Genomic DNA, 15931 nt, shown 5'->3' with positions numbered 1-15931 from the left:
ATGTTCAATAAGGAGGCTTACCGCCAGCTCTGCCTGACAGAGAAAACCATTCCGCTGTTCTCGCGGGACTGGTGGCTGGATGTGGCTTGTGGCGAAGGCATGTGGGATATTATCTGGATAGAACAGGGAGGACAGGTACGGGCTACCTGTCCTCTTTTCATTCCGCACAAGGGCATCGTATCTATGCCTCCTTTTACGCAGACTATGGGGCCATGGTTGGCACCCGTGTCGGACGATACCAAATACACCTCGCGGCTCAGTCAACGGCAGGAGCTGTGCAAACAGATCATTGCCGAGGTCGGCGACTATCCGCATTTCCTGCAGAATTTCTCGTATGAGATAACCGATTGGCTGCCCTTCTACTGGCAGGGGTTCACGCAGACCACACGCTATACCTATATCCTGCCGGATCTGAAAGACAAGGAAAGACTATGGGAAAACATGAGCCCGCAGACGCGACGTCATATCACCAAAGCGCGCGACAAACAGGCGATCCGGGTGGTAAGAGGGGCAGACGCGGCTGCATTATTGGCGGTATATGCCAAAACATTCCAGCGCCAGGGCAAGCGATCGGCACCACATCAGGAGATACTGCGCCGCCTGATCGATACTTGTCGCGAGCGCAACCAGGGGGATGTCTGGGCGGGCTACGACGAAAAAGGGAATCTCCATGCAGCCGTCTTTATTGCCTGGCAGGAGAGTTCAGCCTATTATATCGCCGGAGGAGGCGATCCGGCTTACCGCGATTCGGGCGCACACAGCCTGGTGATGTGGGAAGCCATCCAAGCCATGAGCGAGAAGAGTGAAAAGTTTGACTTTGAAGGATCCATGTTGCCGGGAGTCGAGCGCTTTTTCCGTGAATTTGGCGCCCGGCAAACACCCTACTTCACAATATCCAAAGGAAAACTTAGTTTACTACTTAGAGCCTGGTTGAAACTAAAAAGCTTTGTATGAACACACAAACGTTGGACTATATCAAGACCTTCCTGTTAGGCGATGATGTCTCTCCCAATCTGATCCGAACCATTGGCTACACCGACGACCGGAATGAATTCTACCGGTATAACGTCGTGATCGTGCCTTCCGGGTTCTTTTCAGAAGGGATATATGGTACCCCTGAATCTATTCCTTCTCTTCCGTTGGAGGAGATCGATCATATTCCGTTGCTTTTCGGCACACCCAAGACGCGGGTTATTGGCGATACATTGGTTGTTTATGCCGATATTATTGCCTCTACCTACTTTCTGATCACGCGATACGAGGAGATGGTACGGCGAAATGTGCGCGACGAACATGGACGTTTTCCCGGGAAAGAGTCGCTTCCTTACCGCGCCGGCTTTATTCTGCATCCGATTGTAGATGAATACCGCCGGTTGTTGCGCCACTGGCTGCGTCAATCGGGTTTGGAACTGCCCGATATCCGAAAAGGGATCCGTAAGGTATGGCTGACGCACGATGTGGATGCCCCTACGCTTTACCGCTCTTGGAAAGGATTGGTGCGCTCGCTGCGTGATAAACGGGGCTTGATGCGCTCCCTCAAAGGGAAGTTCGGCGCCTTGGAGAAAGACCCCTATTATACCTTTCCCCGTTTTTTCGAGCTGGACAAAGAATTGATTCGGCTGCGCAAGAAGGAGCGGTGCGAAGCGGTCTACTTCATACGCTCAGGCGGGAAAGCACTGCAAGACAAACCGCATTACAAGCTCAAGCAGAAAGATATGGCCCGACTCATCGACTCCATCGAGCGGGAAGAGGCTACCATCGGCTTGCATGCCAGCTACCTGGCGTCTGAACTGCCGGATAATATTGCAAAGGAAAAGGCCGCATTGGAACAACATACGGTCAAAGAGATCAAATGGAACCGTTACCATTTCCTGGCGGCCCGCGAGCCGGAATCACTCGATCGTCTGGAAGCCGCCGGTATAACCGATGATTTCACGATGGGGTATGCCGATATGGTTGGATTTCGTTTGGGTACTTGTCGCCCGGTCAGGTGGATCAATCCGGTGAACCGGCGCCTTTCCTCCCTGTTGCTTCATCCGCTTACCTTCATGGACAGTACAATGGATGCGAAGAAATATATGGGCCTTAGCTTAGACGAGGCGCAAATGACCGGAATAGCATTGATCAACCATGTAGAGGATCACGGAGGAGAACTCGTTCTTCTCTGGCATAATACCTCGCTCTGTGAAGATGGGGAGAGTTATCTACCTGCCCTTTATCCTTATTTATTGGAACAAATAGCGAATCGATGAAAGTCATAACGATAGTGGGTGCGCGCCCTCAGTTTGTCAAAGCCGCCATGGTCAGTCGGGCTATCTTGGCGCATAATCGACACCATCCCGATCATCCCATCCAAGAGATGTTATTGCATACCGGACAGCATTGGGATCCGGAGATGAGTGATATCTTCTTTCGCGAGATGCAGATCCCGCAACCAGCCTGGCAATTGGAGGAGCATTATGCTCATCATGGCGAGATGACCGGGCATATGCTGATCGCTATTGAACAGATCTTACTGGAGAACCGTCCCGATTATGTACTGGTCTATGGCGATACCAACTCGACACTGGCCGGCGCTTTGGCCGCCTCCAAACTGCATATCCCGGTGGTGCATGTGGAAGCCGGTCTGCGCAGCTTCAACAAAGCCATGCCCGAAGAGACCAATCGCATACTGACCGATCATATGTCCTCGCTACTCTGTTGCCCTACCTTGACCGCTATCCGCCATTTGGAGAACGAAGGCATCCGGGAAGGGGTACATCATGTGGGCGATGTGATGTACGATGCCGCCCTTCTGTTTGGCCAGTTGGCCGACGAAACCTCCGATATCCTTAATCGGGAGCGCCTCACCAATAAATCATTCTATTTGTCAACCCTGCACCGGGCAGAGAACACCGATGACCCATCACGCCTGCGGCAGATCATCGAGGCTTTGACAACGATCGGCACCTCCGCCTCACCGGTGGTGTTTCCACTCCATCCCCGTACCCGGCAGGCATTAAACAAGCAGGGACTCCTATCTCTGTTGGAAGAGCATCCGGGCATCCGCCTGGTGCCGCCCCTTTCGTTTCTGGATATGGTGATGCTGGAAAAGCAGGCGACCCTTATCCTGACCGACTCGGGAGGTGTGCAGAAAGAGGCCTATTTCCACCATACCCCATGCGTAACCCTGCGCGAAGAGACCGAATGGACCGAGACGGTCGATGCCGGATGGAACCAGGTGGCTGGCTATCATACGGAGGAGATTCTGCGTTGCGTAGCGAACCTGCCTCAGCAACGGAAAGAGATATTGGATTACGGCAGCGGGAAAGCTGCAGAGATGATTATTCGACTTTTATGAAAAGGGTATTGATCATATGCGATCTCTTCCCACCGGCTTTTGGTCCTCGGATGGGTTACCTCTGTAAGTATGTGCGCGCGGAGGGCTGGGAGCCCGTTGTATTGACCGAAGCGGTCGAGGATGAGCAAGCCTTCACTTTCCTTGCCGGAGAGGTCGAAACGCATCGCGTCTCTTATTATACCGCGTCAACACCGGGGGGACGTCGCCGCCAGTGGCTTTTCACCTTCCTGGGCGATCTGTTGTTTGCCTATAAAGACCGGAAAATCCTGCGCGAGGCAAAGAAACTATTGAATAACGGAGACTTCGATATCATCCTTTGCAGCAGTTTCCGCACCTTCCCCCTGACAGCCGCGCGAAAGGCCGCCCGTCGCTTCGGGCTTCCGTTGGTAGTTGATCTGCGCGATATCATCGAACAATACACCGGCGAGGAGTATATCACCCACCGCCCGCCCGCTCTGTTTGGATTGGGCAAACTATTGGTGAAGCTCCATACCCGCGTAGGCATGCGTCGCCGCAACCGGGCGTTGAGAGAGGCCGCCGCTGCTACGACCGTCTCTCCCTGGCATGTAGAGCAGTTAAAGCGTTATAATCTACGTACAGAGTTGATCTATAACGGCTATGATCCGAAACTTTTCTATCCGCTTCATACGCCGACTTCCCATTTTGTGATCACCTACACCGGACGCCTACTGAGCACAGCCATGCGCGATCCCGCCCTGTTTTTCGAGGCTCTCTCGATCCTGATTCGCGAGAAAACCATACAGGCCTCCGACTGCCGGGTCGACTGGTATGTGGATGAAGCCTCCCGGAAAGTGATCACCGAAGAGGCGGAGAAGTATCACCTCCTCCCCTATATGCACTTCAAAGGCTATGTTCCGGCGACTGATATACCGAAGGTCTTGAATGAAAGCTCCATCCTTTTGCTCCTGACCAACCGCTCTGCCGCGGATGGACCCAAAGGGGTGATGACCACCAAATTCTTCGAATCCTTAGCGGTTGAGAAGCCTATCTTATGCGTCCGAAGCGATGAGAGCTACCTGGCAGAAGCCATTCGCGCGACCCGTGCCGGACTGGCGGCCACTGATGTCGACGAGGTATGCGCCTTTCTGAAACAAGAGTACGAGGCATGGAAACAGCAAGGCTATACCGCCTCATCGGTCGACCGGGAGGCACTCCGACAATATGCCCGCCCTTACCAGGTACATCAATTCGCAAACATTTTCAACGACTTAACTGTTATGGAAAGAAAAGAATAATTTCTGACAATATCAATCTTCCACCATATGAAAAAACATTTGCACATTATCGCGTTCAACATTCCCTATCCGGCGAACTACGGAGGGGTCATCGATGTGTTTTATAAACTGAAAGCCCTGCATGCCGCGGGAGTCGGTATCATTCTCCATTGCTTTGAATATGGCAGGGAGCATGCCGATGTGTTGGAAACCTACTGCGAACAGGTCTATTATTATAAACGGAAGACCGGCTGGTTGTCGAACCTTAGCCTGTTGCCCTATAATGTGTATAGCCGGCGTGACCCGCAACTGCTCGAAAGATTATTGGAAGATGAATACCCCATCCTTTTCGAAGGGCTTCACAGCTGTTATTTTCTGAATGAACCGCGCCTGCGCGACCGGATCAAGATTTATCGGGAATGTAATATTGAGCATGATTATTACCGTATGTTGGCAAAAGCCACGCACGAGAAACTGACAAAGCTTTTCCTCCGGATTGAGAGTGTTCGCTTTCGCCGTTATGAAAAGATCCTGCGTCATGCCAATCTGATGTTGGGTATCTCAACGGCCGACACACAGCAGTTGCGCGATCGGTTTCCGAATGTCCGGATAGCCCATCTACCCGGTTTCCACCCGAACGATCAACTGACCGTACGCCCGGGTAAATCGGATTTTATCCTGTATCACGGCAATCTGTCGGTTTCCGAAAACGAACTGGCGGCACTTTTCCTGATAGAAAATGTGTTCAGCCGGATGCAAAGGCGTTGTGTCATTGCCGGTATGGATCCTTCTCCGCGCCTGATCCTGGCGGCTTCCCGTTATGCTAATATAGAGATCAAAGCGAACCCTTCGGCTGATGAAATGGATGATTTGGTAGGAAATGCCCAAGTGCAACTATTGATCACCTTCCAGGATACGGGGTTGAAACTGAAGCTGCTCAATAGCCTTTTCCAGGGACGCTTCGTGGTGGTCAATAAACTGATGCTTTCCGGTAGCGGACTCGATAACCTGTGTGTCGTAGCCGACAAGCCCGAAGAGATGGTCAGCGTTTGCGAACGCCTGATGAATATCCCGATTACCGAGGAGGTGATTGAAAGCCGTCGGAAAGTTTTGTTCCCTGCCTATTCAAACAAACACCTGGCAGAGAGATTAGTGCAACTGATTTTTGCCTGAAGCGAGGGCAGACACAAACGGACATAATCCTGCCGCATATCGTTCGGGCGTAACACCTCTTCGTTCCAGATCAACAGATCGAGATCGATCGGTACACGCCCCGACCCCTTATCCTCGGGCTGCCGTCCCAATTCCCTTTCAATGGCTTTCAGCCTTTCCTGCAGGGTTTCCCGGTCGAGCCCGGTAAAGCCTGCCGCTACCTGATTAATATAGGGTGCTGCCTCTTTTACCTTGCCAACCGCCTCTGTTTCTATCGGGTCGGAAAAATAAAGCTCTTCGAATAATGTCGCCAACCGGTCGGCAGCCTCTCGGCAATGCCGTTCCCTGTCAACATTGGTTCCTATGGATATAAATGCGCTGTTCAACATCTCTTTCTTATTGATTCAAGGCGCAAGTTAGCAATAATCCGGTAGTCGTCGGCGCTTTCCCCTTTCGGGAATGTTAAAATACAAAATGTAAGCAAAAAGTGGATTTTGCTTTACAATATGATACGTTAAAAAGTGTTACTCGCCTGACTAATTTTAAATACCCCTACGTTTTTGGAAAAATACTCCCGCCGAAATGTCAAAATGATAGTTGGCATATTCGGACGCCAGGATGCAATTAACGTATATTAAGGAATCAAATGAGCGGATACGTGATTGTTGGTAATGTGTCTTATGTAATATATATCGCTATCGGGGTGGTAGGTGAAGAAGAAATACCATGTTGTTCGTTTGCTTTTGGGGCAGGTTATGTAGTAAAGGTCTTTTCCGTATTTTGAGAAATGCGCCGGGGCTTTGTGTTTAGGGCGGAGGTGGATGGTTGATTCCATTTTAAGTATCAATGAACGAACATACTCGCGGGATGATTCTTTATATGAGAAATAATTTTCCTCATAAAGAATATCTGAAAGTTGATTAAAATACAGTTGTGCATCCCGAGAATAAAGAACTTTCATTTCTTATCGAACAATTTATCAATATGGTCTAATACAGTCTCTAAAAACTCCTCTCCTGTCAGGGCGTTTGCCAGCTCTTCTTCCGTCAGTGGGGGCGAAGGAATCATTTCTGTTTCTGTGATGTATTCCGCCATCGGCTCATGCAGGTCGTTCGCCTCGTTGTTTTCTTGGGGTTGTTCGTATTTCTTTTTCATACACTAAGATGTTATGGTGATGATACCTGTAAAGGTAGTGAAAAAAGAGGAGTAGTCAAATAGTTATAGTAGTTAAAGTAGTCAGAGTAGTCAGAGTAGTTAAAGTAGTTAATTACTAAGGAGCGATGCGACTGATAACTACTAAGCAGGCGGGATACGTAGTAGACCGCCTGCTTACAGATTAATACGTATGCTCGTTGTTTTCCATCTCCTCGCTGTTGATCTTACGCAGGTCGAGCGAGCGCCATGCGTAGAAGATATAGGCCAAGACAAAGGGGATGAGGATCGATACATAACTCATGGTTTTCAAGGTGAACAAGCTCGACGAACTGTTTTCGATCGTCAGCGAGCTTTGCAGGTCGGCCACCGATGGATAGTAGGCTGTATTGTTCCAACCGGCGCATAATAATAGGGCGAGTACGGTTAATACGGTTCCGAAGCCTGTAAACCAGATGCCCTTTTTCCAGCCTTTGGTATAGATTGTTTTTCCTATGCCGAAGAGTACCGCTACGACGCCAATCAATAGGACTGCCAGTACAGCCGGCATCTCGATCAGGTTGATAAAGTATTTATAGGGTTGCATAAACACCTCTTTCGTCTCCGGGTTGACAGCGAATCCTTCAGATAACAGGGTATGGAGAAGGAAAGCCAGGAAAAACACCAGGAAGAGAATGGTTTCCGGTAATAAACGTTTGCGGCTCAGGGTATAGATCTCTTCGTCGTCGATGTTGTTGATAAAATAGAGCAACGCCAGTACGCGTGCCAGGAAGAAGAGGGCGACGCCGAGGCAGACGTTCCATACGACCAATACCGCCTCCAGGCCGTGCCACGGATTGGCCCAGGTGGAGATGACCGGCATGGCGATGTCGGTCAGTTGCTCTTTGTTGACCAGGAATTCCGCTCCGTTGAAGAAGGTACCGACGGCTGTTCCCAACAGGATAGGCGCGCCAATGCCGTTGATCATCAGAAAGGCCTGGTAGGTCTTTTTACCGAGTAGATTGCCTTTCTTGGCCTGGTATTCATAGGATACCGCCTGGATAACAAAACAGAGCAGTATGAGTATCCATACCCAGTAGGCACCACCGAAGCTGGTGGAATAGAAAAGGGGGAAGGAGGCAAAGAAGGCTCCGCCGAAGGTGACGAGGGTGGTGAAGGTGAATTCCCATTTGCGTCCGGTGGAGTTCAATAGCATCTTCTGTTTGAGTTCGCTCTTTCCCAGGGTGGTGATCAGCGATTGTCCTCCCTGTACGAACAGGAGAAAGACCAACAGGGCTCCCAATAATGAGATCAGGAACCACCAGTAATATTGTAATAGATGATATGTTTCCATGCTTTTTAAATTGAAAGTTGAAAATTGAAAATTGAAAATTGAAACAACGTTCGTTAGCGAAGCGTAATGCAAAATTGAAACTGAAAAATCGAAGATCGCTTAGTAAAGTGCGGAGCAATTAACACGAGTGCATTCCCACTTTCAACTTTCAACTTTCAACTTTCAATTGTCCATTATCCTCCGGCCCTTTCCGGATTGCTTTCAGCATAATGCCTATTTCGGCAATAAGCAGGATGGTGAAGAGGGCGAGGAAGAGGAAGAAGGTGAGCTGCACCGAGCTTGTTTCCAGTTTGGAGATAGAGGCGCTGACGGGCAGAATATCCTGGATAGCCCAGGGTTGGCGTCCCACTTCGGCTACGATCCACCCGGCCTGTCCGGCAATATACCCCAATGGAATAGTCCACAGGCTGACATATTGCAACCATTTGGCCTGCTCGAATTTACCCTTTCTTTCCCACACAAGCGCGATGATGAAGAGAAGGATAAAGAATCCGCCTAATAACACCATGACACGGAAAGAGTAGAAGGTGAGGGCGACATTGGGCACCAGTTCGTTCACATCGCGTATGTAGCCATACCCGAAATAGTCGAAATTGGCGTTAAGCGTAGCCAGTGCCTGATTGGCTTTCACCTCGTTTTTCTCTTTTTTAGCTGTTTTGTAGTCGGCCAGGGCTTTGATAGCCGTCTGTCCTCTGTGGATTTTCTCCTGGGCGGAAAGCGCTACCTCTCCATTGTGTGCTGTGTAGCCTCCTTCGATCAGGTCGGTGATGCCCGGCACAAAGGCCTTTAGGTCGCGCTCAGCAAGGAAAGAGAGTAGTTTGGGCATCTGGATGTTGAAAATGAAAGGATCTTTTCCGTCGTCGTAGCTCTTTTTTGACGGGTTCAGCATACCGATGACACTGAGCCCGGCTCCTTCTTTGCCCTCGTAAAGCCCCTCCATTGCCGCCAATTTCATGGGTTGTTTCTGAGCCACGTTGTAGGCCGAACCGTCGCCGGTCCACAGGATCAATAAAGAGGCCACCAATCCGAAAATGGCTCCGATCTTAATGCTGGCGAGGGCAAACCGGGTGCTTCGCTTTTTCAATAGATACCAGCTGCTGACCCCCATCACAAAGATGGCGCCCAACACCCAGCCGGAGAGAACCGAGTGGAAGAATTTGTTGATTGCGACGGGCGAGAAGGCGACGGCAAAGAAGTCCATCATCTCATTACGCACCGTGTCGGGATTGAATTCCATCCCTACGGGATATTGCATCCAGGCGTTTGCCACGAGGATCCAATAGGCGGAGATAGTGGCTCCGAGGATAGTTAGCCAGGTCGATGCCAGGTGGAATTTCTTACTTACCTTATCCCAGCCAAAAAACATGACCGCGATAAAGGTGGCCTCCATAAAAAAGGCAAGGATCCCCTCGATAGCCAGGGGAGCACCGAAGATGTCGCCGACAAACCAGCTGTAGTTCGACCAATTCGTGCCGAATTCAAATTCAAGGATAAGCCCGGTGGCTACGCCGATGGCGAAGTTGATACCAAAGAGTTTCATCCAAAACTGAGCGGTCTTTTTCCAGAAGTCATCGCCTGTTTTGTAGTAGATCGTTTCCATAACAGCCTGGACGACGCCAAGCCCTAAGGTTAATGGTACAAACAGCCAGTGATACATGGCTGTCAGCGCGAATTGCGCCCTTGACCAATCGATGAGAGAAGTGTCAATTGTTTCTAACATATATGTAAGCTTTAAGGTGTTGCAGCCCGTTCTATCAATTCGTCGGAGACATATTCCTGTTTGGCCTCTTGGGTGTCAAACCGGTTGAGGTATCGGGGAAAGAAAAATATTTTAAGGATAACAAACATGATGAACAATTTAATCAAAATAATAGCCCACAATGTTTTCCCCAAGGTCATCTCCCGGAAACCTTCCCGGTAGAAGTGGAAGATACGCAAAGGAATGGATTGTTTATTCATGATTTTCGGAGTTTAATTCACAGTTACAAAGTTGTTTAAGCTCTTGTTGTCAAATGTAGATAAAATGCGTCTGTCGCTCTCTTTTTATAGATAGATTATATCGATGGGCTTATAAACGCCATCGAACGGTATGCATTCCCTTTTATTTTAATAAACAGAGTTACTGTTAAAAATGTTTATTTTGAAGCTGAAATAACAACGGCCAGACTTGGTACACCCATTGCTTTCTTTATATTTGCATTTGGCTGATTCCGAAGAAGAGGAATCATCACGACCAAAGAATTTTATGTAGTACTAATCTTAAATACTATTATTATGTCAAACATCTCAAGACGATCCTTTCTACAAAGAGGGACTGCCGCGGCTGCGGCGTTTACAATTGCCCCCAGTGCGATTCTTGGTAAGAGTCACGGCTATACGGCGCCGACAGATAAGCTAAATATTGTCGGTATTGGTATTGGCGGGCGTGGCGCTGGTGTGTTGCGCGGGTTGGAAACCGAAAACATCATTGCTTTATGTGATGTGGACTGGAAGTATTCCAAACCGGTTTTTGAAAAGTATGCTACGGCAAAGAAATACTGGGACTACCGCAAGCTGTATGATGAAATGGGGCAATCGATCGACGCTGTAATGATTGCGACGGCCGACCATACCCATGCGATCATCGCTTCGGAAGCTATGACAATGGGCAAGCATGTCTATTGCGAAAAGCCATTGACCCACTCTGTTTACGAATCCCGTCTTTTGACGAAGCTGGCTGCCAAACATCAGGTGGCTACGCAGATGGGTAACCAGGGCTCTTCCGACGAGGGCGTGGATCTGGTGTGCGAATGGATCTGGAATGGTGAGATAGGGGAGGTGACCAAGGTGGAAGCCTTTACCGACCGTCCTATCTGGCCGCAAGGATTGCCGACGCCGGAAAAGGCCGACCGGGTGCCCTCTACGCTCAACTGGGATCTGTTTACCGGACCGGCTGAACTGCGTCCGTTCAATAATATCTACCATCCGTGGAACTGGCGCGGCTGGTGGGCGTATGGAACAGGTGCCTTAGGCGATATGGCTTGTCATATTCTGCATCCGGTGTTTAAGGGATTGAAGCTGGGATACCCGACGAAGGTACAGGGCTCTTCTACCTTGTTGTTGAGAGACTGTGCACCACAGGCACAATATGTGCGCCTAACATTCCCTGCCCGCGATAATATGCCGAAGGTGGCTATGCCGGGTCTGGAAGTGCATTGGTATGACGGAGGCTTGCGTCCGAATATGCCGGAAGGATGGCCTGCCGGACGTAATATGGATGATTCCGGAGGTGGTGTGATCTTCCACGGAACAAAAGACACGTTGATCTGCGGTTGCTACGGTAAGAACCCATGGTTGTTGTCAGGTCGTGTGCCCGATGCACCGAAGGTATGCCGCCGGGTGGAAAATGCGCTCAATGGCGGACACCAGCAAGACTGGGTGCGTGCTTGTAAGGAGAGTGCGGCTAATCGCGTGAAGCCGAAATCGGACTTCTCGGAAGCAGGTCCGTTCAATGAAATGGTTGTGATGGGGGTATTGGCTGTTCGTTTGCAGGAGTTGCATAAAGAATTGCATTGGGATGGTCCGAATATGCGCTTTACCAACATTGCGGATACCGACGAGCTCCGCATCGTTATCAAAGACGGCTTTACGATCAAAGATGGTCACCCCTCTTTCAATAAAGAAAAGACGGATCCGATCAATGCCAAAGCTTTTGCCGAAGAGTTGATCAAACATAACTATCGCCAGGGATGGAACCTGACGGATATGCCCAGATAATGGAATAAAAATGGAGACAATAATATGAAAAAGTTATTTGTAACAATAGGAATCGTTGCTGTTATCGGAGGTCTTACCGGTTGTAATGGCAACAAAAAAACGGCAGAAGCGGGCGCAGATGCCACTAAAGCAGAAATCGAAATGGTGCAATTAGGCGATTTTTCTTTCCCTAAAGACGCGGATGGTTGGATCACCATCTTCAATGGTGAGAACTTTACCGGCTGGCGAGGTTACAACAAAGAGGTTGTTCCCGGGAAATGGACGATTGATGATGGCGCGATCAAATTCAATGGTACAGGAGCTGGAGAAGCACAAGATGCCGATGGAGGCGATCTAATCTTTGATTATAAGTTTAAGAACTTTGAGCTCTCTTTCGATTGGAAGGTGGCTAAAGGTGCCAACTCCGGTATTTTTATTCTGGCTCAGGAGGTAGAAGGATTGCCCATCTACTACTCTTCGCCTGAATATCAGATTCTGGATAATGAGAATCATCCTGATGCCCGCTTAGGCAAGGAGGGTAACCGCAAGTCAGCTTCGCTGTATGATATGATCCCGGCAGTGCCCCAAAACGCGAAGCCTTTCGACGAATGGAACACCGGTGGTATCCTTTGTTTCAAGGGAACAGTGGTGCATTACCAGAATGGCGAAGCAGTGGTTGAATACCATTTGTGGACAGATCATTGGAAAAATATGATCGATAACAGTAAATTCAAACAAGGAGGCGCTCATCCTGAAGCATACGATCTGTTGATCAATTGCGGTGGTCCTAACCGGGAAGGCGTTATCGGCTTCCAGGATCATGGCGATGATGTGTGGTTCCGCAATATCAAAGTGAAGATTCTTGATTAAGAAAAAAGAAGCTTTTCTATTATAAAGAAGAAGGTCTTTAAGGGTAAAACCTTAAAGACCTTCTTCTTTATATGAGTGAACGATTACAATCCCTGCAGGGTTAGGTTACTGTGATTCCTTCCGTTAAAGTGGATCACGCGTCGGCTGTCGCCGTTGTTTATCTTTACCTTATAGCTATCTCCTACTTTTTCGGTTTGCACATTCAATCCATTTGTCTTTAGCTTCCCATATTTCATCTGGTTCGCTTCCACATTGAGCTTGGCAGCTTTGTCGAGGTAAAGGGTCGCATTCGAATAGTTTCCTTCCAGGTTGAACCGGGAAAAGCGACTGTCTATCTCTTTTATTTTCAAGTTGCTGTAGTTGAATTGCAAGGCGTCGAACGACTCTTTCAGGTGTTTGATGTCGATATTTCCATACTTGAGTTGCAAATCAATGCGGACAATAGAGTTGATGTCGATATTTCCATAGCTATTGTCAACCACGAGATCTACGATATCTCCCAGTTTTAGATTGGAATATTTGCTTGTGCAATGGATATTTTCGGCCTCTCCGATCGTAATATCACCGCTATATGACATATCCAGTTCCGCTTTTTTCAGATTGGCAACTTTCAGATTACCATATTTCTGTACCACATCGAACCGGCCGGTGAAATCCCCTCCATGGATGTTGCCATAGGCGATGTCTATGGCGATGTCGCCTTTGTTCTGCGCGGGCATATGAATATTCCCGTAGCGCACTTTCAGGTTGGAGGCAAGCGCGGATGGCATTGATACATAATAGTCGATCTTAACTTGTTCGTTGTTGCGGTTGCCACCAAACGATTTTAGGTTTGTTTTCCCGTATACCGTGCCTCCTCTTTGGCTGATGTCGATACTCACATAATCCAATAATTCTTTTACGCGTGCTTCATTGCGGGCGCTTGCCTCCACTACAACGCGTACCTCTATCTCTTTCTTCGCCCAATGCGTAATGGTTATATCGCCGTATTTATTGTCGATATCCACTTTGTCCGAGGGCTTTACCTTGTATGTTTTCGTATATTCCCGCCGGTTGCTTTTGTCCTGCACATAGTCTTTCCCCGAAGCGCAGTTTGATCCCATCACAAGGAATAACAGGATCAGTAATGTGTTGCGTACTTTAGTGATTGTTTCCATCTCTTTTATTTTTTATTGTTTGTAGTTATCCATTTGTTCCAATATAAACTGAAGGCTCGACAGGCTGTTTTCATATTGTTGATTCATCACCAGCATCGCCTCGTCCGAGCAGGGGAGCGTAGGCAGTATCTCCTCTTCAAACGTCCGGCAATCGGACAATACCTCCTGGCTTGCCTCCAATAATTGGGCGCTTCCCGGCGTAGGGGCAGCTTTGTAATGATCCTCCATCTTGGCCAATAGGTTGTTCATCCGCATGGTGTAATACAGTTGCACCTCTTCTATCTCGCACAGATTGTCCGCAGGGTCCTCCTTCGTAAAGGAATCGGTAGCGGGACGGAAGATAATCAACAGGGCAATACAGGCCGCAGCGACAGCTCCATAGATATAATAAATCGAAGCAGAGCGTTTCCGCCGGGTCGGCAGTTTCTGTTCAAAGCGTTCCAGGTGTCCTTCCGGCAGTTCCACCCGGTCGAATGCTTCCCGGTTTTTGTCTACGAATTCTTTTAATTTATCCATGACTAATTTCGTTGAATCATTTCTACAAGTTTGCGTTTCGCCCGCAGATACTGGCTGCGGACACTCGATGGCTGCAGGTTGAGGATCGATGCGATCTCTTCCATATCATAGCCTTCGAAGAGATAGAGTGTTAATACCACCCGGAAGCCTGTTGGCAGGCGCAAAGCTGCCTCTTTGACCTGTTCGACCGATGCCATGATCGCTTCTTCCTGCTCATTCTCCTCCTCTTCTGCTTCTATGGCCATGGTGGGGGTTAACTCTTCTGTCTGCATGTGTTGCCGCCGCACATAATCGATGGCCGTATGTACGGCGATCTGATGTATCCAGGCTTCGAAGCTATGCCCCTCCTGGTATTGATTGATGCGGCTAAACACTTTCAGGAAGCTGTCCTGCATCGCCTCTTCCGCCTCTTCCGCATTCCCGGTGATGCGCAGGCAGGCGACATATAATAGGCGTGCAAACCGGCGGTAGAGATTCAATTGCGCATTTCGCTCCTGGCGCCGGCAACCTTTGATCCAGTGTAAGACTTCCTTATCCATTCATTTCTATATACGATGGTCGATCGGAGAATGTTGCATAAAGATAAGATAAAACGATGCAAACAAAAAAAGAGGCATCATCGCGACGCCTCTCTCCCTGAACTAAATGATAAAAATAAAAGTTATGTGGGAAGGTTTCTAGTTAACTGTCTCAAAAAAATTCATATCTATGGACATGTTGCCGGAGTTGCCTCCCGTAACTGTCTCTTTGTCCGAATTGTACTCCAGTTCAAATGTTTTGTCTCCATTGAACGTTTTGAAGTGCACCTTTAGCTTCACTGTTTCACCCTCGGTCTCCGGCAGAGAAGAGAGGTCGAAACAAACGATCCCGGCAACCGCTGCTTCCGATGGATCATTATAGGCATGGTGGCGAAACTCTACTTCATAAGCATTCTCACTGCCTGTTACAGGCAACAGATTAATAAAGTGCTTTTTTGTTCCGCCGTAGTTGAATTTGAAAATAACATTCAAATATCCGCCTCCGACCCAAATGTCTTTGACAGTCACCGGATCCGTGCCGTAATACGAGTCATTCTCTTCGCCTTTGTCTTCGGCTATCTCTTTGGTTAGGATCGGATCAACACCATTTACTTTTACATAATGGTCGAATCCGTCTTTCTCGTCACTTAGAATCGTGAAGTTTAACCAGGTCCGCTGACCTACTTCCAGGTTATGTCCCAAATAATAACCGGCAGCCGGCCAAAGGGTTGTCCCATTATCCATTTTGAAATAATGATTTCCTCCATCTAGTGCTTCAACAGTTGCTACGCCTAACCAGTAATCATTCAACGAGTAACCGTCGTCCATCGAACAAGAATTAAACAGCAGGGAGATACCTATCGCCCCAACCATTAATAATAAGCTCAACTTTTTCATACTTTTCATCAACATCGTGTTATTTC

Annotated in this window: 16 protein-coding genes; 7 read left to right on the top strand and 9 right to left on the bottom strand. The window is 48.7% G+C overall.

Going from position 1 to position 15931, the window contains the following annotated elements:
* Genes M2134_RS02810 through M2134_RS02790 form a run of 5 tightly spaced genes read left to right on the top strand, consistent with a single transcriptional unit; the run spans position 1 to position 5748 of the window.
* Positions 1 to 954, top strand: a complete 954-nt coding sequence (locus M2134_RS02810; RefSeq protein WP_280750241.1) for a GNAT family N-acetyltransferase — start codon at positions 1 to 3, stop codon at positions 952 to 954.
* Entirely contained in the window at positions 951 to 2252 is a 1302-nt protein-coding gene (locus M2134_RS02805; RefSeq protein ID WP_280750242.1) for a polysaccharide deacetylase family protein, read from the top strand. The genes M2134_RS02810 and M2134_RS02805 overlap by 4 nt, the downstream gene beginning before the upstream one ends.
* Positions 2249 to 3340, top strand: a complete 1092-nt coding sequence (gene wecB / locus M2134_RS02800; protein WP_280750243.1) for a UDP-N-acetylglucosamine 2-epimerase (non-hydrolyzing) — start codon at positions 2249 to 2251, stop codon at positions 3338 to 3340. Before M2134_RS02805 ends, wecB begins: the two co-directional genes overlap by 4 nt.
* Positions 3337 to 4596, top strand: a complete 1260-nt coding sequence (locus M2134_RS02795) for a glycosyltransferase (protein ID WP_280750244.1) — start codon at positions 3337 to 3339, stop codon at positions 4594 to 4596. Before wecB ends, M2134_RS02795 begins: the two co-directional genes overlap by 4 nt.
* A 27-nt stretch (positions 4597 to 4623) precedes the next feature.
* On the top strand, positions 4624 to 5748 hold the full coding sequence (locus tag M2134_RS02790; protein WP_280750245.1) for a glycosyltransferase family 1 protein: 1125 nt from the start codon (positions 4624 to 4626) through the stop codon (positions 5746 to 5748).
* Here M2134_RS02790 and M2134_RS02785 read toward each other — a convergent pair.
* The 5 genes from M2134_RS02785 to M2134_RS02765 form a co-directional block, all read right to left on the bottom strand.
* The gene (locus M2134_RS02785; RefSeq protein WP_280750246.1) at positions 5697 to 6116 is read right to left on the bottom strand and encodes a 2-amino-4-hydroxy-6-hydroxymethyldihydropteridine diphosphokinase; all 420 of its coding nucleotides are present in this window, start codon (positions 6114 to 6116) and stop codon (positions 5697 to 5699) included. The genes M2134_RS02790 and M2134_RS02785 overlap by 52 nt on opposite strands.
* A 568-nt stretch (positions 6117 to 6684) precedes the next feature.
* Positions 6685 to 6882 carry a hypothetical protein gene (locus M2134_RS02780; RefSeq protein ID WP_280750247.1) on the bottom strand — a complete coding sequence of 66 codons (198 nt, stop codon included), beginning with the start codon at positions 6880 to 6882 and terminating at the stop codon, positions 6685 to 6687.
* Positions 6883 to 7063: 181 nt separating this feature from the next.
* Complete coding sequence (locus M2134_RS02775) at positions 7064 to 8212, bottom strand: cytochrome d ubiquinol oxidase subunit II (protein ID WP_280750248.1); 1149 nt, start codon at positions 8210 to 8212, stop codon at positions 7064 to 7066.
* 148 nt (positions 8213 to 8360) lie between these two features.
* The gene (locus M2134_RS02770) at positions 8361 to 9932 is read right to left on the bottom strand and encodes a cytochrome ubiquinol oxidase subunit I (protein WP_280750249.1); all 1572 of its coding nucleotides are present in this window, start codon (positions 9930 to 9932) and stop codon (positions 8361 to 8363) included.
* Between the two features lie 11 nt (positions 9933 to 9943).
* Positions 9944 to 10171: a DUF4492 domain-containing protein gene (locus tag M2134_RS02765; protein ID WP_280750250.1), complete on the bottom strand. Its 228-nt coding sequence runs from the start codon at positions 10169 to 10171 to the stop codon at positions 9944 to 9946.
* 315 nt (positions 10172 to 10486) lie between these two features.
* Here M2134_RS02765 and M2134_RS02760 point away from each other — a divergent pair, with 315 nt between their 5' ends.
* Both M2134_RS02760 and M2134_RS02755 read left to right on the top strand, forming a co-directional pair.
* Positions 10487 to 11968, top strand: coding sequence for a Gfo/Idh/MocA family oxidoreductase (locus tag M2134_RS02760; RefSeq protein ID WP_280750251.1), 1482 nt, complete (start codon positions 10487 to 10489; stop codon positions 11966 to 11968).
* A 24-nt stretch (positions 11969 to 11992) separates the two neighbouring features.
* Complete coding sequence (locus M2134_RS02755) at positions 11993 to 12817, top strand: DUF1080 domain-containing protein (RefSeq protein ID WP_280750252.1); 825 nt, start codon at positions 11993 to 11995, stop codon at positions 12815 to 12817.
* Positions 12818 to 12900: 83 nt separating this feature from the next.
* On the opposite strand, the gene M2134_RS02750 is transcribed toward M2134_RS02755, so the two are convergent.
* From M2134_RS02750 to M2134_RS02735, 4 genes are all read right to left on the bottom strand, one after another.
* Entirely contained in the window at positions 12901 to 13974 is a 1074-nt protein-coding gene (locus M2134_RS02750; protein ID WP_280750253.1) for a hypothetical protein, read from the bottom strand.
* Positions 13975 to 13986: 12 nt separating this feature from the next.
* Positions 13987 to 14490, bottom strand: coding sequence for a hypothetical protein (locus tag M2134_RS02745; RefSeq protein WP_280750254.1), 504 nt, complete (start codon positions 14488 to 14490; stop codon positions 13987 to 13989).
* 2 nt (positions 14491 to 14492) lie between these two features.
* Positions 14493 to 15029, bottom strand: a complete 537-nt coding sequence (locus tag M2134_RS02740; protein ID WP_280750255.1) for a sigma-70 family RNA polymerase sigma factor — start codon at positions 15027 to 15029, stop codon at positions 14493 to 14495.
* 138 nt (positions 15030 to 15167) lie between these two features.
* Positions 15168 to 15914 carry a NigD-like protein gene (locus tag M2134_RS02735; protein WP_280750256.1) on the bottom strand — a complete coding sequence of 249 codons (747 nt, stop codon included), beginning with the start codon at positions 15912 to 15914 and terminating at the stop codon, positions 15168 to 15170.
* Positions 15915 to 15931 lie beyond the last annotated feature (17 nt).

It is taken from the genome of Parabacteroides sp. PM6-13 (assembly GCF_029892605.1).
GTDB lineage: Bacteria > Bacteroidota > Bacteroidia > Bacteroidales > Tannerellaceae > QVMG01.
This window is presented reverse-complemented; position numbering and strand designations above follow the sequence as displayed.